This is a genomic window from Streptococcus salivarius (genome assembly GCF_009738225.1).
GTDB lineage: Bacteria > Bacillota > Bacilli > Lactobacillales > Streptococcaceae > Streptococcus.
Map to the genome: position 1 here is coordinate 1,451,493 of NZ_CP018187.1, position 24,474 is coordinate 1,475,966.

General features: G+C 40.0%; 9 protein-coding genes. 5 read left to right on the forward strand and 4 right to left on the reverse strand.

What is annotated here, in order from left to right:
- Window positions 1-785: 785 nt before the first annotated feature.
- Together BSR19_RS07075 and BSR19_RS07080 are read right to left on the reverse strand one after the other, a co-directional pair.
- Entirely contained in the window at window positions 786-2,771 is a 1,986-nt protein-coding gene (locus BSR19_RS07075; protein ID WP_156246889.1) for a KxYKxGKxW signal peptide domain-containing protein, read from the reverse strand.
- A gap of 479 nt (window positions 2,772-3,250) precedes the next feature.
- Window positions 3,251-8,140: a glycoside hydrolase family 70 protein gene (locus BSR19_RS07080; protein WP_156246890.1), complete on the reverse strand. Its 4,890-nt coding sequence runs from the start codon at window positions 8,138-8,140 to the stop codon at window positions 3,251-3,253.
- 1,014 nt (window positions 8,141-9,154) lie between these two features.
- On the opposite strand from BSR19_RS07080, the gene BSR19_RS07085 reads away from it, so the two are divergent.
- From BSR19_RS07085 to BSR19_RS07100, 4 genes are all read left to right on the forward strand, one after another.
- Complete coding sequence (locus tag BSR19_RS07085; RefSeq protein ID WP_156246891.1) at window positions 9,155-12,718, forward strand: KxYKxGKxW signal peptide domain-containing protein; 3,564 nt, start codon at window positions 9,155-9,157, stop codon at window positions 12,716-12,718.
- A gap of 54 nt (window positions 12,719-12,772) precedes the next feature.
- Window positions 12,773-14,638: a KxYKxGKxW signal peptide domain-containing protein gene (locus tag BSR19_RS07090; RefSeq protein WP_156246892.1), complete on the forward strand. Its 1,866-nt coding sequence runs from the start codon at window positions 12,773-12,775 to the stop codon at window positions 14,636-14,638.
- Window positions 14,639-14,695: 57 nt separating this feature from the next.
- Window positions 14,696-17,209, forward strand: a complete 2,514-nt coding sequence (locus BSR19_RS07095; RefSeq protein ID WP_156246893.1) for a KxYKxGKxW signal peptide domain-containing protein — start codon at window positions 14,696-14,698, stop codon at window positions 17,207-17,209.
- 716 nt (window positions 17,210-17,925) lie between these two features.
- A complete protein-coding gene (locus tag BSR19_RS07100) occupies window positions 17,926-20,373 on the forward strand; it encodes a glucosyl transferase (RefSeq protein WP_197092240.1) in 2,448 nt (815 codons plus the stop codon).
- A 258-nt stretch (window positions 20,374-20,631) separates the two neighbouring features.
- On the opposite strand, the gene pdxT is transcribed toward BSR19_RS07100, so the two are convergent.
- Both pdxT and pdxS read right to left on the reverse strand, forming a co-directional pair.
- A complete protein-coding gene (gene pdxT, locus BSR19_RS07105; protein WP_060972796.1) occupies window positions 20,632-21,225 on the reverse strand; it encodes a pyridoxal 5'-phosphate synthase glutaminase subunit PdxT in 594 nt (197 codons plus the stop codon).
- Window positions 21,226-22,098 carry a pyridoxal 5'-phosphate synthase lyase subunit PdxS gene (gene pdxS, locus BSR19_RS07110; RefSeq protein WP_037602288.1) on the reverse strand — a complete coding sequence of 291 codons (873 nt, stop codon included), beginning with the start codon at window positions 22,096-22,098 and terminating at the stop codon, window positions 21,226-21,228.
- A 330-nt stretch (window positions 22,099-22,428) separates the two neighbouring features.
- Here pdxS and BSR19_RS07115 point away from each other — a divergent pair, with 330 nt between their 5' ends.
- Window positions 22,429-24,387: a KxYKxGKxW signal peptide domain-containing protein gene (locus BSR19_RS07115; protein WP_156246894.1), complete on the forward strand. Its 1,959-nt coding sequence runs from the start codon at window positions 22,429-22,431 to the stop codon at window positions 24,385-24,387.
- The last annotated feature ends 87 nt before the right edge of the window (window positions 24,388-24,474 follow it).

Consider the following 24,474-nt stretch of genomic DNA (forward strand, 5'->3'; position numbering starts at 1 on the left):
AGAAAAGGTCCTTTAATAATTGGCCTAATATATGCCTATTGTGAATAAATGCACTAAGAATAAGATAAAAACAACTATAATCGTTAGGAGCTAGACTTTTGTAGACGGTAGAATTATCCTACAAAATTAATGTAATTTTAAATAAAAAAACCTTCATTTCTAAGATGAAATAAAGGCTTGGTTACGGGGACTAGCAAAATCCTGCGAAAGTATGCGTGGTTTATGGGTTAGGAGGTTGCGATGCTTTCCATATTTAGTAGTCCACAAAACTCTTGATTGCTATTTTTTACTCATTTTCCATGTACTACCACCTAGTGAAAAAGGCACCTATGGTTTCAATAATGGCATAGAGTAATGGGTATTTTCGTTTTCTGAAGTCTGTTTTATAAAAGTAGTAATTTGAAATGAAGATAAATAATATGACAGTAATACTCAAAGCTAAGATAACCATGATTTTTCTCCTTTAGAAGGTCAATTACACCTCGAGTTTAACGAAAATAGTTCCCCACAACTACCTCTAACTCTATTTTCTACATACAAATATAATATCCATTATAACACGGCTATGGCTTCTTCTTGTGAATATGAGAGGGACAAAATTATTAGGATTTAAGCATGAAAAAGCATCTGGGTGTACACTGACAGTTTCTCTAAAACAACTCAAAAACCAGCTAATGCTGGCTTTTTCGTTTATTTAATCATCTAGAGTTATGATAGGAAAATAATAATAATAATTTAGATAGGAAAAGGAAAAATTCGCTCTAGATTTTTAAAGTACATATTAATTAGCGACGCTGTCTCAATTCACCAGTTTTGGAATCGCAGAAGAGGCGTTTACCACCAACATAAACATAACGTCCTTTAACTTGACGACCTGAGCCGTCGAAGTAAAGGTGTTTACCATTGATGACCTGTTGTCCAGTCACTGCTTGGCCAGCTGAGTTAAAGTAATACCAGCAGCCACGTGCAGCTTCGACAAAGCGGTTTACCACTTGCTCACCAGTGTGGGCATCAAAGTAACATTTTTTACCTTGGACAGTGAGCAATTTACCTTTGACTTGAGCACCATTGCTACCAAAATAGTAAACTTTATTGTTAATATTTTGAAGACCTGTCACTTTGTGACCATCTTGGTTAAGGTACGCCCATTGGTTAGCCGCAATTTGAATGAATTGGTTAATTACTGCTTGACCAGTGACGGCATCATAGTAACGACCTTCAGCCCAGCCACCTTTTAGCTGGCTGTGGTCTTTGTTGAAGTAATAGAGTTTACCATCAATCACTTTGGCACCTTGAACGAGGCAACCAAAAGCATCCGCATAATACCAGTTGTTGTTTTCAAAGATAAAGCGTGACACAGCCATTTCACCTGTTTGGGCAGAAATGTAGTATTGCTTGTTGCCTTGTTGCATCATCTGACCTTTGATTTGACGGCCTTCTGAGTCAAAGCAGTATTCTTTACCATTGATGATACGTTTTCCTGTCACAACGTAACCATGTTCATCAAGGTAGTACCAAGCTTGGTTTTCTTTATTTTGAACAAAGGTATTTACAGCCATATTACCAGTATCAGGGATGAAGTAACGGATACGGCCATCTGAGAAGCGAATAAACTTGTCTTTAGCTTGGATACCTGTTTGTGTATCAAAGTAGAAGGTTGTGCTACCCATTTCAAGGAGACCAGTAGCCATGTGACCATAACAATCGAAATAGCGTACATCCTTACGGTAACCTGCAAAATCGTAGAAGCCATTGATAGCTTTCACACCATTTTTATCGTAGTAATAGGTATAGCCATCGCTACCTTTCACAAGTGAGTCACGAGCTTGAAGACCATTTTCAAGGAAGTAATAAGCCTTACCATCGATAACCTTTTCGCCTTTGACCTTTTGGCCATATTGATCGTAATAACACCATTGATTTTCACCTACACGTACAAATGAAGACTTGGCATTGTTCGAATCAACACTTGGTTTAGTCTCACCTGAGATGATTTGGTAACCTGAATTATTTTGCTGGTTACCTTGTGAAATGATAGTGACATTAGCATTTGAACCATTCGAATGCCCTACTGATACGTTTGGAAACAGTTTATTAGAATTCGAAACGATAGTAACATTCGGCGTAGTTCCTGAAGCCGTGATGGTGATAGTCGTGTTTCGACCACCATTCCAATGAATGCCGTTTGAGTTAGACGAACTCGTCGTAATTGTCGCAAAACCGCTAGCTGACGATGATGATGACCATGATGATGAAGACGAGTAAGAATACCAAGCTGAACTTGATGAGCTTGAAGAACTTGACGCACTAGCACTTACTGATGCCGAGCTGCTACTTGATTGGTAAGCAGAACCCGTTTGTGATGAATTAGAGTTTTGTGTTCCTACTACTTGTGAAGTTTGTGATGAACTAACTTGACCAGCTCCACCACCAACTACAGTCTGAGATGAGCCTCCTGTTGAAACAGATGACGAAGACTCGTAGCCTGTGCTCGTTTGACTTCCATAGTTAGATGGCACTGCTGACACATGAGTAGCACCTTCTGTTAAGGTTGGCGAATAGCTTTCATTAATCAATGATGCACTTGACTCAATGCCTGCATCTGTTTGTTCAAAACCATCTCCATTAGGAAGTGACACTTCATCTGCTTGTGCCGATTGGTCCGCTAAAAGAGCTCCACCCGCAAGTGCAACCATCGACAGCGTACTGACTCCAATAGTCACCCAGTTTTTCTTGACCTTGTGCAACTTAAATCCAACTTTCTTTTCCATAACATACACCTTTCAATATAACTTTATTTCTCTATTCTATGTTAAGGGATTTTGGAAACGAATACAATTACAGATGCATAACTCTAGTCTCATAAGACTAACCTTCTACCCATAATCCATTTGAAAAAACAAGCCTAAGATATATAGCTATAGCTTTTATATGTTAGAAAACGTTCCCAAAATAAGTTTGGATTTTGTTAAATTCACACAGAAATTCCGATGTTTAGCCGTTTTAGCTCTTCCTTCATTAAAGGACTGAGCATAATTTAAAGCTAAAGTAAGCAGTTTATTGAGGAATCTATTAATCAAACTCATTGTTTGCTTACAATCTGCTTGGCATATCAAGAGATAGTAATAAAAGAAAAGCACTTGAAACATTTTTTTCAAGTGCTTAAAAGTGCTGAGACTGGGAAGGTACCTACTGAATTTTAATCCAAAAGCATCTAGGATAGTCCCAAAATCACATTTTCTTCTGCCCCTTATCGATTTCTGACCCAAGCTCCAGTATTGGCGTCATAGTAACGACGTTGGCCTTTAACCCAGACGTAACGGCCTTTGACCTGACGGCCAGAAGCGTCAAAGTAGAGGTGTTGACCGTTGATGACTTGTTCACCTGTTACTGCTTGTCCTGAGGCGTTAAAGTAATACCAAATACCACGAGAAACTTGGATAAAGCGATTAGTTACGGCTTCACCACTATTGGCATCAAAGTAGTATTTCTTACCTCTGTATGTCAGAAGTTTCCCTTTAGCTTGGACACCGTTACCTTCAAAGTAGTAAAGTTTACCATTGATATGTTGGAGACCAACTACCTTTTGACCATTTTGGTTGAGATAAGCCCATTTGTTGGCACCAACTTGGACAAAGCGGTTGGTTACGGCCTGACCTGAGTCACCATCATAGTAACGGCCGTTGGCCCAGGCACCCTTGACTTGGCTATAATCATTGTTGAAATAGTAGTGATTACCATTGATGACTTGAGCACCTTTAACCAGTTTACCATAGCCATCGACATAGTACCACTTGTTGTTTTCCGTCACAAAGCGTGAGCGAGCAATTTCACCGCTATCACCATCAAGGAAGTAACGTTGGTTATTGATTGTGACAAAGTGTCCTTTAACCTGACGGCCTTCATTGTCAAAGTAATACTGCTTACCGTTAATGGTTTGTAGTCCTGTCACGGCATAACCGTTGCTATCGAGGTAATACCAAGCCTTGTTCTCAGGATTTTGCGCAAATCGGTTGACCGCGAGATTTCCTGTATCTGGGATGAAGTAACGCGTGCGTCCGTCCGCAAAACGGATGAACTTGTCTTTGGCTTGAATACCAGTCTTTTCATCAAAATAGAAGGTTGTGCCATACATGTCGTGGAGGCCACGATACATTTGACCGTTGCCATCGAAATAGCGAACGTCTTGGCGAGGACCCGCAAAGTCATAGAATCCATTAAAGGCCTGAACCCCTTTGGGATCGTAGTAATAGACGTGACCATCACTGCCTTGGCGAAGGACATGACGTAGCTGGAGACCATTGTCTAGGAAGAAGTATTTCTTGCCATCAATGACCTGTTCACCTGTGACCATGTTGCCGTTCTTATCAAAGTAATACCACTGGTTGGCACCGACTTGAATGAAGGTATTCTTGGCAAGGTAGCCACTCGTTGAGAAGTATTGGACCTTATCTCCCACCCTACGGAAACCAGTTGCTGTGATTTCAGTCATTTGTTTAGGAAGGAAGGTTTGACCTACTTTAAGACTGAAGTATTGGTTGGTAGCGTTATCTTGTAGGACATAGCGAGCTCCAGTACCTTGGATATTGCTTCCATTGAAATACTTGGCTGACCATTGCGTGATTTTCTCATTGGTAGTCAATTTACGGCCGTTTGAAATCTGCACGCGCTCAAAGATTGCTGGGTATTTTGCCTTCAATTCATCAAGGAAGGCACCACCGTACTTGCCTTGGAAGTCATTTCCAAAGGTACGTGTTTTAGCTGCGTAGAGGCTGTTGTAGATTTCGGCATTTGGACGTGGTGTACCGTAGCTATTGGTACGAGAAGCTGTTACCACTTCTTTTCCAGGAAGATTGTAAATTTGGTCTGGAACCCAGTCAGCAATGGCTGAGATACCTTCAGCGTGAAGGGCACGAAGGGCATCCATGAGGTCCTTGAGCGAACCGTATTTGTTGTTCTTACTCATGGCAATATCGTAACGGTCCTCGAAGGCATAGCCATTTTCAATGATAGAATCCAAGAAAGTACCGTCCTGACTAGACACGTATTGTGGCGCAAATTCAAAGGAAGTAATTCCCCACTCTTTGAAGAGTTTGGCGTTTTGTGCAATAACATGGTTGGTGTATTGACTTGGTGTCTTAACGAAATCTTGGAAGTTTGAGAAGCCTTCATAGATAACCTGTGAGTCGAGAGCTGCTGATGATTCAAAGACCTGCTCACCCTTCTTAGTCGTCGAAGCCTTGGTGCGGGCATCTTGATTTTCTGAAGCACCTACTGGCACCCAAACCGCTAAATAACCTGAAACTTCAACGGTTGAATGACCAGTAATATCGTCTGCCGTGAAGGTCAAGTTTCCTTGATTGTCCGTATAGCGAACCAATCCATCTGGCACATCAGCATCCTTGAGGTAGGTTGCAAGCCCTGTCGATTTGCTGAGAAGCAATGGACGATAGGCTTGATTTTTATGGGCAGCTCCCATATTGACCACCAGACGGTCATTGGCTCCCAATTTCATATCTGGACGGTTGGCTGTTAGGACTAGCATTCCTTGGTTACGTGTTTCAGCAGTACCAAGTTGATTAGCTTCTTCTGCACCCTTACCATAACGCACAGATGACATGATTTCATAGCCATTGAGCTTAGTAACCTTCATGTCTTGACCACCAGCTACATATTTGATGCGAGCACGGAGCAGGGCATCGATGGCATTATAGTATGGTGATTTTTGAGCCATGTATTGGCCATCGTCGGTAAAGAGATCACCGTAGTAAACACGAGTGATACTGTCTTTATTGGTCAACATTGTGGCATAGGCAGCTGGGATATTGTACTGAGTGTACTGTTTATCAGCCTTGCGCATGTCCGCATTGTAGATTTCGAAGGCCTGTTTGAGCTCGTCCATGGTGAAGGTGAAACCATCTGTTTTTGGATTAATCTGCTTACTGATGATATTAGCCAAAACAGCTTGCACTTCACTATCATGGGCACGCACGAAAATGTAGTTGGCATCACGAGGCGTGTGTTTTTGCTCGCTTGAACGGTTGTTAAGAGAGTTAGTAATGACACGTTCCAAGCTACCACGGTAATTGCTCTTACGCAAGAAAGTCGTCAAAAGCGTTTCACGTAGCGGATTGTCAATGGACAACTGAGCACCCTTGGTATCCTTGTTGTATTGATGGTCGTTGTAGGACCAAGCTTCAAGGATTGACAAGTGAGCAATAGCGTTGGCTTCATTATCAGCCACACGGTATTTTTCCTTGAAGTAATCAGAAGCAATCTGCAAGAGGTCCGCATCCACATTGTCCACCGCATCGATACGGACACCATCAAAGTTGGCACTTGGATCATTGCCAAGGATAGAACCAATATTCATGATGTAGTGGAGCCAGTTTAGTTGCTCGGCCTGAACAGCTGGGTTAGAGTTGTCGATATCGTTAGCCAAGAGCAACTCGTAACCACCATTTGAACGGTCGATATGGTATTTGCGTGTCCCTGTTTGGTTAGTCGGTGTGCGGTTCATGAGACGGAAATCTGAATTGGCATGACTTGTCCTACTATTATTGAGGAAGGTCAGAGCACCTCCTTGCAAGTGGTCCTTACCAACTAAAAGATTGTCCTCACTCTCAGAGTTCCAGCCAGGCTGTGTTTTGATGAAGTCTGACATCAACTGACGAAGCCAAGTGGTATTGCCCTCACGACCGATACGTTCCTCAATTTTAACTTGAATCAAGTCAGCAGCAGATGCCAAGTCGTAACTCATCATATCTGTCGTATAGGTCTTATCACTAAAGCCTTGTTGACTCATATAGTTGAGGTAGTTGACCTGTGTCACCTTGTCTGGCCACCAAGTCATCAAAAGGGGACGATAATCTTTCTCAGTTGAAGGTGTCCAATTTTTCCCATCCTTCAAGATCTGTTTTGGACGGTACCAACTATCAGCTGTCAAGAAATTGTCCAAGTGTTCGAAACTCTTGCTTGATGTGTCGTAGGCTTGGTTGTAAACCGCATTGATAGAGTTATTTGGAATGGCATCGGCACGATACAAAGGTTTACTTTGATCTACCATAGCCCCAGTCTCATCGAAATAATAAAGACGCCCATCAAGTTCAATGGCTGCGTTCTTTTTCACGACGCCATTTTCAACATAATACTGCTTACCATCAATAGTCTTCAAATTTGAAGCTACTGGTTTATAGTCAAGACTTGGCTGATTTGGTTGGACCGGCTTGTTAGGTTGAGACGGTTGATTTGGTTGAACAGGTTTGTTGGGTTGATTTGGCTGCGTTACAATGGTCACATTTGGTCTTGTGCCATTTGGACTTGTCACCGTCACGTTTGGTTTAGGAGTGTTTGGCCCTGTGATAATGGTTACATTTGGTGTCGTACCGCTGGCCGTAATCGTGATGTTCGTATTACGGTTGGCATTGATACGAATAGTGCTATCAGCAGCGCGTGTGGCAATTGATGGCGCTGCATTGGTCAATACTCTAGGAGTAGACTGAGGTCTTGTTTGCACACTTTCAGTCTCAATTCTTTGGCTGGTTTGAACCTCAGTCTTTTTCTGATTTTGATTGTTTGCTTTAGCTGTTGCATGCGATGTTGCTACACGACGCCCACCACTGCGAGTGGCTTTGAGGCTAGGAGTAACTGAAGATTCCGATTGTCCTACCTGATTACTCGGCGTTTCTGACTGAGTTCTTTCTTGAACAGTTGCCTGTGTTGTTACCTGACCTTGTGAGGTCTGTTCAGCGATCTGTGTTTCTTGAGTTTGTGAAGAAACTGCCACTCCCTGACTGGCAACTTGACTAGTTTTTGCTTGAGCAGTTGTCTCTTGGCTAACCGCACTTGCTACCACCTGAGTGCTTGTTTCGTGACTTACGCTGGCTGTTGCTACTGCTGACACACTTACTTGGGCACTAGCTTGCTCAGTAACAGTTGTTGTCGTCACTAGACTGGCAGTACCATCCTCACTCAGTTGCTGCAGGCCATCACCATTTGGCGTACTTGTCTCATCGGCCTCTACTTTTCCTTGAGCTAGGAGACTTCCACCTGCCAAGGCAACCATTGAGAGGGTCGTCACCCCGATAGTTACCCAGTTTTTCTTAACCTTGTGTAGTTTAAAACGTACCTTATTTTCCATCTATATCAATCATCCTTTTTCTGTTGTTGTCTCTACTCTATGATATATTCAGACAAATTACAAATAGGAAAAAATCATCTTCTTTTCATAAATCTCTGCCACTCGCTCAGTTTTATTAACTTTGATTACTGAAAATGAGACCTTACACCGCATGTAAGGTCCTAAATAGAAAGTTTTCGATTTTCAAACATCTTCAAATACTTATCCTTAAAGGCTTTTAAACATTAAAGTAAGCTTCAATTAACCTTAAGAGATAGCAAAACTATGAGAGAAGTAACCCCTAAAAAGATAATTCTGAAAAGAAATTTTTAGATAGAAAGACTCTATTTTTTCATCTGACTAAGACCATAGTCTGTCTATGAGGAGCCAAAAATTAAAAATATAAATGATTTTACACAGGTGAATTCTTATTTGACTAACGAAACTAAATATAGAATCTTTTATGTCACTTCTTTAACATTTTTGATAATTCTGTTAGTTTCTATTGTTTATTCTTAAAAAAGGATTATAATGAAGCTAGGTGGATATGTAAGCGTTTTAATTCCGCTTCAAAGGACACTTGGGGATTATCTAAAAGATTGGCATTAGTTGACTAATGCCTAAATAAGAATCATAGTGGGATGACCATTCCTGAGTCACTTTGAACCATCAAACTAGGGCTCATTTCTAAAAATACGGCATCATTTCAAACTAGAGCTCTAGAGGGACGCCTCATACTAGTAAGCTCTAGTTTTTTGTGTCTTAGAAATCCAAAATAAACGAGATTTTCCATGCTTAGAAAGGAGGAAAATTCCGAACGGCTCTCGTTTTTCTAGAATCATTTCGTTAGGACTCATGTTTGCCTTGATCAGTCTCACAATACCGAAATTGAGGAGACTTGGAGAAATAAGGATTGTCATTAAGAAAATTGCCCCACATCGTTAGGGACTCTACCCAATGCTCACTCTTCATAAAATCTCGTGACAGCCCTTATTTTTTGATATGTAAAAAGTTTAAAATGAAAGGAGAATTACCATGGAAAAGAAAGTACATTTTAAACTTCACAAAGTTAAAAAACATTGGGTAACTATTGCAGTGACAGGACTCACTTTAGGATTGTGTTTTGCAGGACTAAGTTACGCTTCAGCTGAAGAACAGCCTACCCCTGTTAATGAATCAACTGTTGAAGCCATCATCAAAGAAGGCGCTATTGACGTTGAGGCTCCAACGACTAATGAAGCCACAGCTAAAGCTGTAGAAAACACACCTGCTACCGCTTCGAGCGAAACTGCCACAGTATCAGAAACACCAGTAGTCACCTCAGAAGTGGCCTCAACAGAAACCGTTTCTGAAAAAACAAGCTCTGAAGTCACAAGCACAGCTGGCTCAGAAGTAGCTAATTCTGAAACTACACATCCTGAGGTAAGTGCAACAAATACACCTACAAACAACGAAAACCTCATCATAAGTACTTCTCCTGATAAAACAACTTTAGATACCTCACAAAAAGATGGCGATTTCACCATCACTGTTGAAGCGGAAGGTATCACAAAAAAGACAGATAAAAGAGAGAGTTTCGTTTCAGATGCAAATGGTGTTACCTATTATGTGGATGCAAAAGGGCAGCTTGTTACTGGACCAAAAGACATCAACGGTTTCCAATATTACTTTAACAATGACGGCACTATGGTAAAAGGGCAGCTTAGGAAAGTTGACGACAAACTCCACTTTTACGATGAAAACGATGGCAAGCTAGTAACAGACCGTTTTATTACATTCAAAGACAGCCACTATATTCCAGAAGAAAACTATAGTAAAGTTGTTTACTTCAATGAACCTGCTTATATCGAACCAAACTATTATGTAATGCCTGGATTAGAACGTTACTATTTTGATAAAAATGGTAACACACTTAAGAAAGGTCGTCAGACGATTTTAGGTGATGACTATTACATCTATGACAATGGCCAAGTTGCTGTTCATAGACTAATGGAATTAGATCACAAACGCTACTACTTTGATGACAAAGGGGCCTTAGCTAAAAACAAACAATTTCCTATCATCGAAAAGGGTCTTCGGAAGTCTATGCCATATGTATTTTATTCAGACCACAATGGGGTGGCTGATTATCTCAATAAACAACTAAACATTGTGACTTATCCGTTCCCAATTTACTATACTCTTCCTTCAGAAAATAATATAGAATATCCAAAAAATCAATTTATGATGGACTACGAAGGTCGTTGGTATTACTTCAACAAAGACGGATTTCCAGTCACTGGACCTAAGACTATTGATGGCTTTGAACTCTACTTCCATGAATCATCTCGCCCAGAAGGACATCAAGCTAAAGGTGAATTTATTAATATTGATAATAAAATCTACTACTTCGACAGAGACAATGGTCGTAAAGTCAAGGATACATCTTTTGAGTTAAACGGTATCCATTATATCGCAGATAAAGAAGGGAACATCACTATCCAAGGTGATTCTAGATTCCATAACCAATATGTCAGCGATGATAAAGGCAACTGGTATTACTACAACTCCGATGGCAATAAACTCATTGGCGAACAAACCATTGATAACGTCAAAGTTTACTTTAAGGACAGTGGAGTCCAAGTTAAAGGACAATTCGCTCCGAATGGTCACTTCTATGACAAGGATAGTGGTGAACTTGTTACCAATGCTTATGTAGAAGACAATGGAAACTGGTACTATGTCGATGAAAATGGTCAAAAACTCATTGGAAACCAAATTGTCGATAGTTATCATGTTTGTTTTGACGGTAATGGTCGTCAACTAAAAGGTGAAGCTAGCTACTCAAATTCAGGTCTACCAAAACATTACTATGATTTGCATAATGGACAAATGGTTATCAACTCTCTTATTCAAATCGATGGTAAGACCTATAAAGCTGATAATGAAGGTAAACTCTCTGAAGTACCATATGCTTTAAACTATCGCAACCAAATTGTTACCGACGAATTTGAAAACAGCTATTATTATGACTACCAAGGAATGATGGTCAAAAATCAATACGTTACTATCTATCACCTAGAGAATGACTATCTTAACCCTAAAATTAAAAAAGTCACCTATTATGCAGGGTATGACGGAAAATTCCTTCACGGTCCCCAAACGATAAATGGTGTTGCTGTTTATTTCAATGTCTATGGTGAACAAATCAAAGACCAGTTCGCAGACGATGGTTACTATTATGATAAAGATACCGGTGCTCGTGTTAATTTAGGAGTCAACCAATCAGTTATGATAAATGGTAAATGGTATTATGTTGACCATAACGGAAAGCGATCTAAAGGTGAGTTTATTAAACAAGGAGGAAACAAATACTACTACGATAAAATTAATGGTGAGCGTGTCATTGGAACACTTTTTGAAGTGAACGATAAACTTTATATTTCAGATCAAGAAGGTGTCATTACTGAAAAGAAAGATGATATCAAAAAAAATGGACTGTTCTATGATGACTACCACAATATCCATTATATGAATGATAATGGTCATCTAGCTAGGAACATATACGTTCCTTCTGACCACAATGGATTTAGTGATGATACAAAACCGTTTTACTATTTTGGTTCCGAAGGAATCGCTTTAAAAGGGGAACATACTATTAATGGTGAAACAGTATTCTTCGATGAAAATGGAGAGCAAGTAAAAGGAGGTTTCGCAAAAAACGGTAAATATTACAATAAACATACAGGTAGCTTAGCAAGAAATACTTTCAGAGATCGTACTGTAAGAATCGCTCGTGAATGGCGTGCTAATGGTATCTCAACTACATTCCGCTACTACCTAGATAATAGTGGCTACAAGGTGTCAGGTTATCAGACTATTAACGGTGAGGACTACTACTTCTACCCTGATGGACCACAGTTAAAAGGGGATTTCGCACCAGATGGTAGATATCACGATAAGGACACCGGAGCTTTAGTCACAAAACGTTATGTTCAAATAAAACCTTGGCATTTTATCACCGACCTAGGTAATGAGCCTATCGACCATAATTATGTTCAAGTATTTCAATTCGATAGATACCCTAGTCTAGCAGACACCTCAACTGGTGCAATTACTAGATATTTTGGTAAAAAATATTCTAATAGTTGGTACTACGTCGATGAAAATAGTCAAAAGGTAACTGGACACAAAACTATCGATAATGTGAAGGTTTACTTTGATAAAGATGGTAAACAAGCTAAAGGTATTGTTGCTGATGATGGTTATTACTATGACAAGAATACTGGTGAACTTGTTGACTTAGGACGTGACAAATTCGTTGACATTGACGGTTATCGTTACTATGTTGGTAGTGATGGTAAATGTTATAAGGGTGAACAAAAGATTGGAGATGATTACTACTATTTTCACGATGATGGTAGACTAGGCTACGATGAATTGCGAACAATTTGGGCGGGAAATGACTACTTCTACCATTATTATTACCCAAAAACTGGAAAACGTGCTAAAAATGTTGACATTACTTTTAATCACTCAATTCGTTACAAGGTGAAAGCTGAGGTTGTTCATTTCGATGAAAACGGTGATGGAAGAGTTATTAAATATATTTACGAATAATATTTATTTCACACATATAATTCCAATTTATCTTTCAATGAAAGGAGAATTATCATGGAAAAGAAAGTACATTTTAAACTTCACAAAGTTAAAAAACATTGGGTAACTATTGCAGTGACAGGACTTGCTTTGGGATTGAGTTTTGCTGGCCTTAACTATGCTTCAGCTGAAGAACAACCTACCCCTGTTAATGAAGCAACTGTTGAAGCTATCATCAAAGAAGGTGCTATTGACGTCGAGGCTCCAGCAACTAGTGAAACCACAGCTAAACCTACAGAAAACACACCTGCTAGTGCTTCGAGTGAAGCTGCCACAGTATCAGAAGCACCAGCAGCTGCCTCAGAGGTTGCTTCAACAGAAACTGTTTCTGAAAAACCAAGCTCTGAAGTCACAAGCACAGCTAGTTCGGAAGGAGCTAGTTCTGAAACTGCACATTCCGAGGTAAGTGCTAGCCCTGAAGTAGTCGAAAAAACAGTGGTTACAGGCGGTCAATACACTAGCGATGACCAAGGCAACTGGTACTATGTTAAGGATGGCAAGGCGCTTACCGGTCTACAAACTATTGACTATGTAGACGTTTACTTTGATGCTGATGGTAAGCAAGTCAAAGACGATATTCGTCAGATTGATGGCAGCACCTATCATTTTACTAAGGATAGTGGTCAAATCACGCGCAATGCCTTTGCCTCTGACAAAATGGGCAATTGGTACTACTTTGGTCCAGATGGTAAAGCACTTACAGGTAAACAAGTCGTTGATAACTTCACACTCTACTTCTACCCTAATGGGGTTCAAGCCAAAGATGCCTTTGTCATTCTTGATGGCAATACCTATTATTTCCAAAAAGACAGTGGTCAACTGGTTAGCAACCGTTATTGGTCTGATGACGAAGGCAACTGGTACTACAGCGACATAGATGGTCGCCTCTTAACCGGCGCTCAAACCGTCGATTTTGTGAATGTTTACTTCTATGACGATGGTGTCCAAGTTAAAGGGGACTTTGCACCAAATGGCCATTATTATGATAAAGATACTGGTGCCCTCGTTACCAACCGCTATGTCGAAAAGGACGGCAAGTGGTACTATGTCAATGATAAGGGCGATAAATTAGTTGGTCAGCAAACCGTAGATGGTGTAGAAGTCTATTTCAATAGAGACGGTGTCCAAGCTAAAGGTATTTTTGCCAATGCTGATCATTTCTATGACAAAGACACAGGTGCTGCTGTCCGAGACCAAATCGTCGAAGTCAATGGAAAACGTTATTATGTCGGTCCAGATGGTAGAAAGGTCTATTCAGGAACACATATTGTTCATGGGGAAGAAGTGAATCTTATCGTTGGAGATGGTCATCAAGCCTTCGGAGAATTCACATACTACGCAGATAGTGGAGACTATATCGGATTTGATGGTAAAAAGGTCACAAAAGCTGGTTTCGTCAGAACCAAAGATAATCACTGGTATTATCTAGACGGTAAGGGAAACAAATTAGTCTCAGTTCAAGTTATCGATGGCCAACTCTACTACTTTGGACTCCCTACTCGTAAATACTACTACGGAATGCAAAGTAGAGGTGAGCTCATCTATGCGTATTACAGTGATACTATCCCTAACAGTAGCCACATCTACTATCTGGATGAAGCCACAGGCGCTGCTCTTAAAAACCAGTACCATGAATGGGAAGGTAGTTGGTATTACTTTGGTCCAAACTGGTACGCCTTGACTGGTGAACAAACCATTGACAACGTCCCAGTCTACTTCCACACTAATGGTAAACAAGCTAAAGGGGAACTAGTAACCGTCGATGGTAAAATCCACTACTACGATGCTAACTCAGGTGCCCGTTTGTCAAACATTACCATCACTATTAAGGGACAAACCTATCATTTTGATGCTGATGGAAATGGAACACTTATTAGTTAGTGTAGTTATAGAAAGTCCTTCTCAATAATAACAGTTTAAAATGAAAGGAGAGTTATCATGGAAAAGAAAGTACATTTTAAACTTCACAAAGTTAAAAAACATTGGGTAACTATTGCAGTGACAGGACTCACTTTAGGATTGAGTTTTGCAGGCCTTAACTACGCTTCAGCTGAAGAACAGCCTACCCCTGTTAATGAAGCGACTGTTGAAGCCATCATCAAAGAAGGCGTCATTGACGTCGAGGCTCCAGCAACTAGTGAAGCCACAGCTAAACCTACAGAAAACACACCTGCTACCGCTTCAAGCGAAACTGCTACAGTATCAGAAGCACCAGTAGCTGCCTCAGAAGTTGCTTCAACAGAAACAGTCTCTGAAAAACTAAGCTCTGAAGTGACAAGCACAGCTAGTTCTGAAACTGCACATTCCGAGGTAAGTACAACGACTAGTGAAAGTGTTACAGCTGAGAATGTGTCATCTGTTGGTGATATCCCAAACGAAAATACCACGAGAGGAACTGACCGTTCTGCCTTTACTGAAAAAAGGAATGGATTTGCCACCGAACAAGAAGAACGCATCGAAACAGTTAACTATGTAGGTAGTCTTATTACCTTAAGACATCCTTATTACGTTACTTATTACTACGATAATAACGGTAATAAGCTTATGGGATGGCAAGATATTAATGGAGAACGCTATTATTTCAAAAAAGAGCGAGAACATCCTGGTTTCGAAACCATTGATGGAAAACTCTATTACTTTACAGATAGTGCACGTATGCTCCATGATGAATTTGTTGAAGAAAATGGTCAAACTTACTATCTAGGTAGCGATGGTGTGCGAGTTTCTGGCTTACAAGATATCAACGGACAAACCTATTACTTTAATCCTGATAGAAACGACCAACTTAGCTACGACTTGAATTTGGTTGGTGACAAGCTCTATCTGTTTGGAGATGCTGGCAAAGAAAATGCAGGACAATTAGTTAAAGACACACATCTCAACAACGGTGATTTCAAACTGAATATTGATCCTAATGGTATCGTTACGGTGGCAAATAACCATCCAGCTTTTCTACAAGATAATGCTGGGCATTGGTATTATATGAATACAGATGGAAAGCTAGTTACTGGACCACAAACTATTGATGGCTTAACCTATTACTTTGACTCAGATGGTAGACAGGTCAAGGGTGAACGCCGTAAGGTCAATGGTAAATCCTATTTTTACGACCCAGATAACGGCGCCCTTGTGACGAACCGCCTCGTCACCTTCAAAGCTGGACGATTCATTCCTGAGGAAAACTATGCTAAAGAAATAAGATTTGACTCTGCTCCTTATGCCAATTATGACAACAACGAACATCCTGAACTCGAACGGTATTATTTTGGTGCCGATGGCCTACCAGTCACAGGATGGCAAACCATCAATGGTAATAAGTACTTTTTCCAAGATGATGGAAATATGGTCGTACACAGATTTTTCAATAACTATTACTTCTACAATGATGGTACCATTGCTAGAAATATACGATTGAATATTCCTACACACTATATTATGAGAGAATTTCCAAATATCTATGAATTTGATAATGATGGGGTTGGTAAATTCATTTCTAGTGATTTTAAGGACCTTCGACCTAAGAGCGCTCATTTTTCTCAAGATAAAGAGGGCTACTGGTACTACTACGATGAGTATGGACTTCCTGCTATTGGTGCCGAAACTATTGATGGCTACGATATGTATTTCCATTTAGGAACTCATCGCCAAGCTAAGGGAGAGTTCGTTGATATCAAGGGCAAGGTTTACTATTTTGATAAAGATAACGGTCGAAAAGTCAAAGATACAACTTTTGATTTCGATGGTAAGACCTATGTGGCAGACCAATCTGGTGTCATCACCATTAAAAGTCAATCAACTGAACGAAACCGCTATATCAGTGATTCCGAAGGTAATTGGTACTATGTCAATGACAAGGGTTACCTCCTCCTTGGTGCTCATACCATTGATAACGTCAAGGTTTATTTCGGCACCAATGGTGTTCAATACAAAGGTCATTTTGCTCCTGATAATCACTATTACGATAAAGATAACGGTGCTTTAGTAACAGATAGATTGGTTGAGGATGGTGGCAAAGAGTTTTATGTTGATAAAGAAGGAAATAAGTTTCACGGTGCTAAGTATTTGGACGGAATTCAGTACTACTTTAGATACGGCGAAAAAGTGAAAGGTGAGTTTAATTATCCATACCGTGGTGATCATTATTATGACAAAGAGACTGGTGCCCTTGTAACCGGAAAATACTTCGAACATAAGAATAACTGGTATTATGCAAATAGTAAGGGAAATATTCTGACTGGTAGAAGAGTTATCGATGACAAGCATGTCTACTTCTACGATGATGATTACGGACAATATAAGGGCATACAAGCTAAAGATAAACTCATCATTTTAGGTGGTAAGACTTACTATTATCTTCCTGGCTCTGGTAATCGTGCTGATAATGTAACCTTGACAATCAATCACGTTACTTATTACTTCGATAATGACGGGGTTGGACATATCCTTCGATAGTCATTTACAAGTGACTATGGTCAATTACCCAGCACAAAAGGAAGTCGACCAACTGTCAACTTCCTTTTTCATACTATCAATAAGTGTCATACAAATAGAAGCCAATTATGAACAATTCTAAAACAATTACGATTATCTTGTAAAAAAACTTGTTTGTCATAAAAAAAGGACTATAATAAAGATAGGTGAACATGTAAGCGTTTTACTAAAAACATTGAAAGTGTACTACAAGGGATTAGGATTAGGAACTTGGCTTTAGACTTCTAACGTCAAAATAATTTTTTATGCATGAAAACTGGTCCTTAGGCACTTTGGCATGATAATCTAAGGCTCTTTTCATACACACATCTGTCTATAATACAAAACTAGAGCTTTAGAGAGAGTGCTTCAAACTAAAAGCTCTAGTTTTTTGTATTTGAAGACAGATGCCATAGGCTGGATTCAAAAATAAAACGAAAGGAGAGAAATAAAAGTATTAGGATAAATAAATAAAATCACTTGTTTCTAGATATAAACTACACAGCATAAGCATATTCTCCTTGCCACACATTTGACGTGCTCGCCTATAAAATCTTCTTATGGCTTTAACATGGGAGATTTAGATATGGGGCTCAGTCGTTTTAACAGATCTTCTCACTTTTAACATTCTTCTGACGGCCTAGCTCCTTTATGTTACACACCTAAACATCGGTGTTCATTTTTGAAGGGAGTCTATTATGAATACTGAAATGAATTATCATTGGCAAATGTCAAAGAAACATGTTGTAGCACTTTCCTGCGCAACCGCTCTAGCTACTTTTACTTTAGTCGCACGACCTGCATTTGCGGATGAAGCGAAAACACCTGAAACTTCTATTCAACCAACTGAAATTCTTGCACCTGTACAAGAAACTGCAGTAACTAGTGTTGAGGTCAAAGTACCTACTACAAATCCTATCTCAACTAATGCTGAGCTACCTACTAGTACAAGTACGGTTCTTAGTGAAGCTCCTAGCAGTGAAGTCTCATCATCTGAATTAGCAAGCGAATCACCGGTAGAAATCACTTCTGAGCAAGAAATTAGCAATCAAGATAATCAGGCAAATAAAGCTACACCAATTAAAACGGCAACTTCAGAAGCCTCTACTACAAAAACTTCGGTAGAAAAAGTCAATGAACCCATTCCTGTCGAAGAAACAAAAACACCTATAAAAAACAGTGAACAACCTGCCCCAATCGATGAAAATGAAAAGCTAGTCACACCTTCCGTAACACTTGAAAATGCACCTCATATTTCTGGTGGACATTATTATAGTGATGATAATGGTAACTGGTATTACAAGGATGCAAATGGCAAAAATCTTGTCGGGCTGAACTATGTGGATAATGTTCCTGTTTACTTTAGCCAAGACGGTATTCAAATCAAAGGTGGTTTTGCAGAGGATGGCCGATACTATGACAAAGATTCTGGTGCTCTTGTAACCAAGGCCTTTAAAGAACTCTTAACTTATATTGGTCGTGATGATATCAACGGTCAAAACATTTATACTACTGATTGGTACTACCTTGATGCCGACGGACGGCCACTTAAAGGTCCTCAAAATCTTGGTGGTACAAACATGTACTTCTTCCCTAATGGGGCACAAGTTAAAGGACGTTTTGCACCTGACGGACACTACTATGATAAGGACTCTGGTGCGCTTGTAACTAACAGCTTTGTCCATGTCTACAACTGGAATTATCAAAATCAAGACGGAAATCATGTGAATCACTTTGTCATCACCATTCCTAATAATTCAGTCGTTGGACCTAACGGTGAAAACCAATTTTTGGATATGAGTCATTACCCACTTTCTAGCAATGATTTGAATCGCGAAGATTTCTACTATTACGTAGATGATAAGGGGGATAAACTGACAGGACCTCAAACCCTAAACGGCATCCATGTCTATTTCGACCAAAATGGTAGACAACTTAGAGGTGAGTTTGCATTTGACGAAGATGGTACTGTTCATTATTACGATGCGAAAAACGGTGCACGTGCTGAAAATACCATTGTTAGAACAAATACTGGTGCCTTCAAATTCGATGCAAATGGTAATGGACATTTGATGAAACCTGGCGAAGAAATAGATACCCCCGTCACTCCTACACCTACTGTCTCCCTAGACAATGCACCACGAGTTTTTGGTGGTCACTATTATAGTGATAACGAAGGCAACTGGTACTACAAGGATGCAAACGGTAAAAACCTCATCGGTCTCAACTTCGTTGACAACATTCCAGTCTACTTTGACAAGGATGGCAAACAAGTCAAAGGACGTTTTGCAGAGGATGGTCGCTATTACGATAAAAACTCTGGTGCACTTGCAACAAAACGCTATCTTGAAACTGAAGATGGCAACTGGGTTTACGTCAATGATAAAGGCGATAAACTCAAGGGAGAACAAACTATCGATGGTGTTAAAGTCTACTTTGATGATTTCACTGGTACACAAGTCAAGGGACATTTTGCACCAAATGGTAAATACTATGACAAAGATTCTGGGGCTCTCGTAACCAATGCTTTTAAAGAAATCTTGACTTATATTGGTCGTGATGACATCAACAATCAAAATGTCTATACTACTGCCTGGTATTATCTCGATGCTGATGGTAAGCCATTAACAGGACCTCAAACCTTTGGAAATAGTCACTTGTACTTCCTTCCTAATGGGGCACAAGTCAAGGGACGCTTCGCCCCTGATGGACACTATTATGATAAAGACTCTGGTGCTCTCGTCACTGATAGCTTTGTTCATGTCTACAACTGGAATTACCGAAATCTCGATGGTGATCGCATCTTCCACTTCACTATTACCATTCCTGGAAATGATCTCGTAGATCAGGATGGACAGTACCCAAGAGAAAGTAAAGATTTAGATCGTGAAGATTTCTACTACTATGTTGATGCTAAAGGGGATAAACTGACAGGACCTCAAACCTTAAACGGCATCCATGTTTACTTCGACCAAAACGGTAGACAACTTAGAGGTGAATTCAAATTTGACGATGACGGAACTGTCCACTATTACGATGCTAAGAATGGAGCACGCGCTGAAAATACCATTGTTAGAACAAACACTGGTGCCTTCAAATTCGATGCTGACGGTAATGGACATTTGATGGGCCTTGGTGAAGTATAAGTATATAATTCAAATAACAACTATTGATATCGCATAATTACTCTCATTTAGGAATCGCTAAAAAGGAAGTCGTTCAAAATCGACTTCCTTTTTCATATCACATGTAAACTTTTTCTTCTACTTTAAGAAAACTTTAGGCTTTGCTTTATATACTATAACCATCCTAAAACTTTTCTTTTTCATAATCTCCTAAATCCAGGGCTTAGGTCCTGGATTTTTTTGCGTGAAGGAGAAGTAAATGAATTTATGAAATTTGAATCATTGCTTTTCTTCTTTTGCCTGATTAATCATATCTAGGAAATAAGCATGTACCCTTTCGTCACCCGTTAATTCTGGATGAAAAGAGGTCACCAACATCTGCTTTTCTCTAGCTGCCACGATAGCCCCATTGACTTGTGCTAGAATATCCACTTCTGGTCCAACAGCTTCAATAATCGGCCCACGAATAAAGACCATTGGGATCTCCCCTATTCCTTTAAATTCAGCATCTGTGACAAAACTGCCCAATTGGCGTCCATAAGCATTTCTGGCTACAGTGATATCCATATTTGCCAAATGTTTTGTTTGGTCTCCCACTATGGTTTTGGCCAACAAAATCAGACCTGCACAAGTTCCAAATACAGGTAGTCCAGCATCAATTTTCGTCTTAATCGGCTCAAACAAGTCTAAATCATGCAAAAGTTTTCCCATGACTGTCGACTCTCCCCCTGGTAGAATGAGCCCGTCTAAATCAGCGTGAGCTTCCCAATCCTGTCGATTTCTGATTTGAACCGTTTCAACCCCAAGTGCTTTCAAGACCTGCTCATGTTCTGCAAAAGCACCTTGCAAAGCCAGTATTCCGATTTTTGTCATCTATTTTCCTCGCTCTGCCATTAAGATGTCAATTTCGTCCTTGTTGATACCAACCATGGCTTCTCCCAAATCTTCTGACACTTGCGCCAAAATATCGGGACGATTGTAGTTAGTTACTGCTTTGACGATAGCTTCCGCACGTTTTTTCGGATCTCCAGACTTGAAAATCCCTGAACCAACAAAGACACCTTCAGCACCCAGCTGCATCATAAGCGCAGCATCCGCTGGTGTCGCTACACCACCTGCCGCAAAATTGACAACAGGCAACTTGCCATGTTCGTGGACATAACGGACCAAATCAATTGGCACCTGCAAGTCTTTAGCAGTAATATAGAGTTCATCTTCTCTAAGATTTTGAATACGGCGAATCTCTTGATTCATGAGTCGCAAGTGGTGAACAGCCTGAACAATATCACCAGTCCCAGGTTCACCCTTGGTACGAATCATTGATGCCCCTTCTGAGATACGGCGAAGAGCCTCACCGAGGTCCTTAGCTCCACAGACGAAAGGCACATCAAACTGGGTTTTATCCACATGAATAAGGTCATCAGCCGGTGTCAAAACCTCACTCTCGTCGATATAATCAATCTCAATCGCCTGCAAAATCTGTGCTTCAACGAAATGACCAATACGCACCTTAGCCATCACTGGAATACTAACGGCGTCCTGAATTTCCTTAATCATCTTAGGATCACTCATACGTGACACACCACCTACTGCACGGATATCAGCCGGAATGCGTTCCAAGGCCATGACCGCAGCGGCTCCTGCCGCCTCAGCGATACGTGCTTGCTCAGGATTTTGAACGTCCATGATGACGCCTCCCTTAAGCATCTGTGCCAAATTTTTATTTAAGTCGTAACGATTTGTCATTGCAATCACCTCTCATGTTTTTATGCCCTTTATTTTACACAGGATGATTTTTGAAGAAAAGAGTCTTTTTCTCAAACTGTATGGGGACAATTGCTCTTTCAATCATATCTATAGACGAAAAAATAAATAAATTAGGAAAACTCTTTTATAGGCTATAACTATCACGAATATAAGAATCTTTTTATAAAATCATGGCGTTTTTGTATCCGTTTTCTATTGAAGTTATTAGAAAATAGGATTAAAATATAATCGTAAATTAATTTTTGGTGTTCATGATGTTTTAAATGTCACAGCATGAATTTACCAAGTCACCATACAAGGGGGAAAATTATGGAAAACAAAGTTCGTTTCAAACTTCATAAAGTTAAGAAACATTGGATCACAATCGCTGCCTCAAGTTTGGCTATCGGGGCTTCACTAATTGGACTAGGACAGGTCGGAGCCGATGAAGTCAAACCAGAAACGACTGCTGTTAACAGTCCTGAAAATGTCGTCTCTGACAGCAATCTTGAGACAAGTGCTAGCCTTATAACAAGAACCGAAGTAGCTCCAACGAGTACAGTTGTCGAGAATACTTCTAGTGCAGCAGTATCTACTGACACTACACCTACTAATGTCGCTACTCAGCCAATAGAAACAACTGCTACACAGCCTAGTAACGAGGCCGATAAAAAGGTTGAAACCGCTCAATCTAGTGAAACAACTATTGCTGATAGGGGTGCTGAAGTCTCATCTGAAACAAGCGACAACGTAACTACTTCACAGGAAACACCCTCACAAGGTGGCAAGTTCACATCCGATGATCAGGGTAACTGGTATTACCTAGACAACGAGGGCCACAAACTAACTGGCCCACAAACCATCGACAGCTTCAACCTCTACTTCCATGACAATGGCATCCAGGCAAAAGGTGAAAAAGTCACTATTGATGGCAAGGACTACTACTACGATAAAGATAATGGGCGTAAGGTAACTGATACAAGTATTGAAGTAGATGGTAAAACTTATCTAGCAGATGCTGATGGTATCCTAACCGAAAAAACACAACTACCTACTCAGGTCGTGACCGGTGGTCATTTCCAATCTGACAACCAAAAAGATTGGTATTACTACACTGCCAACGGTGAAAAATTGACTGGTTGGCAAAATGTTGATGGTGTCATCCTTTATTTTGATAAAGATGGGAAACAAGTCAAAGGACAAGAACGAGAGATTGGTGGAAAATACTATCGATTCGATGAGAATGATGGTTCTCTATTAACGAATCAGTGGCATCGCACTTCAATTTTCAATGGCTATAGGACAGAACCTCAATATACAACTTATACTAATTACTTAGGCGAAGATGGTGCTGCATTTATTGGATGGCATACCATTGACAGTAAACGTTATTATTTCAAACCTGACGGACTTTTGGCTAAAAATGATACTGTCACAATTGATGGGAAGATTTATCTTTTTGATTACCAAGGACAATTGGTCAAGAACAAATATGGCATTGTTGAAACTCCTTCAATGTTCCATGCAAACACTTCTACCTACCGTACCAATGCTAACGGCGAAGTCTTAACTGGTAAACAAATTATCGATGGAAAAGAATATATCTTTGCTTTAAAGGGTCAAGTTCTTGATGGTATCATAGGTTATGACAGCAAACTTTATCTAGTCACAGATAGTAAAATAGAAAAAAACTATTTTGGAGCCCTTTTTTCAAAAAAAACATTTTGGGGCGGGCCTAGTTTCTCTGGAATCTATGGAACTGATAAAAACGGTGTCCTCCTCGAGGGCATCCAACGAGGCTCTGATGGTCACCTTCACTACTTCCAACCTGAGGTAAAAAGTGTTGATAAGCCTACATGGAAAGAAATCGATGGCAAGCGCTATCGTCTAACAAAATCATATCGAACAGAAAGATATGCTGGTATGTACACCACTATTATCCTTACTAACGACACTTTGAAAGTCGATGATAAGACCTACACAATTGATAATGAGGGAGTAGTGACTGAATTTACGGCTAAAAACCAATTTGTTCGCGATGATTTCTGGAACTGGTACTACTACGACAAAGAGGGCAAACTCCTAACAGGCCGTCAAACCATTGATGGTGTTCAACTCTACTTTGATAAAAATGGTAAGCAAGTCAAAGGTAGCCTAGTAGACATTGATGGTAAAACTTACTACTTTGACAAAGACAGTGGGGCTATGTGGACGAATACCACTCTCGAAAAAGACGGCAAAACTTATATCATCGATGAAAACGGTGTGGCTACTGAGAAAGTGAATTAAAAAGGAAAGACATAATATTTCTACCACTTTAAGAAAACTTTAGGCTTTGCTTTATATACTAAAACCATCCTAAAACTTTTCTTTTTC

Bases quoted from the DNA above. Each gene is read 5' to 3' on its own strand.
- BSR19_RS07075 (WP_156246889.1), bottom strand. From the start codon at position 2,771: ATGGAAAAGAAAGTTGGATTTAAGTTGCACAAGGTCAAGAAAAACTGG.
- BSR19_RS07080 (WP_156246890.1), bottom strand. From the start codon at position 8,140: ATGGAAAATAAGGTACGTTTTAAACTACACAAGGTTAAGAAAAACTGG.
- BSR19_RS07085 (WP_156246891.1), top strand. From the start codon at position 9,155: ATGGAAAAGAAAGTACATTTTAAACTTCACAAAGTTAAAAAACATTGG.
- BSR19_RS07090 (WP_156246892.1), top strand. From the start codon at position 12,773: ATGGAAAAGAAAGTACATTTTAAACTTCACAAAGTTAAAAAACATTGG.
- BSR19_RS07095 (WP_156246893.1), top strand. From the start codon at position 14,696: ATGGAAAAGAAAGTACATTTTAAACTTCACAAAGTTAAAAAACATTGG.
- BSR19_RS07100 (WP_197092240.1), top strand. From the start codon at position 17,926: ATGAATACTGAAATGAATTATCATTGGCAAATGTCAAAGAAACATGTT.
- pdxT (WP_060972796.1), bottom strand. From the start codon at position 21,225: ATGACAAAAATCGGAATACTGGCTTTGCAAGGTGCTTTTGCAGAACAT.
- pdxS (WP_037602288.1), bottom strand. From the start codon at position 22,098: ATGACAAATCGTTACGACTTAAATAAAAATTTGGCACAGATGCTTAAG.
- BSR19_RS07115 (WP_156246894.1), top strand. From the start codon at position 22,429: ATGGAAAACAAAGTTCGTTTCAAACTTCATAAAGTTAAGAAACATTGG.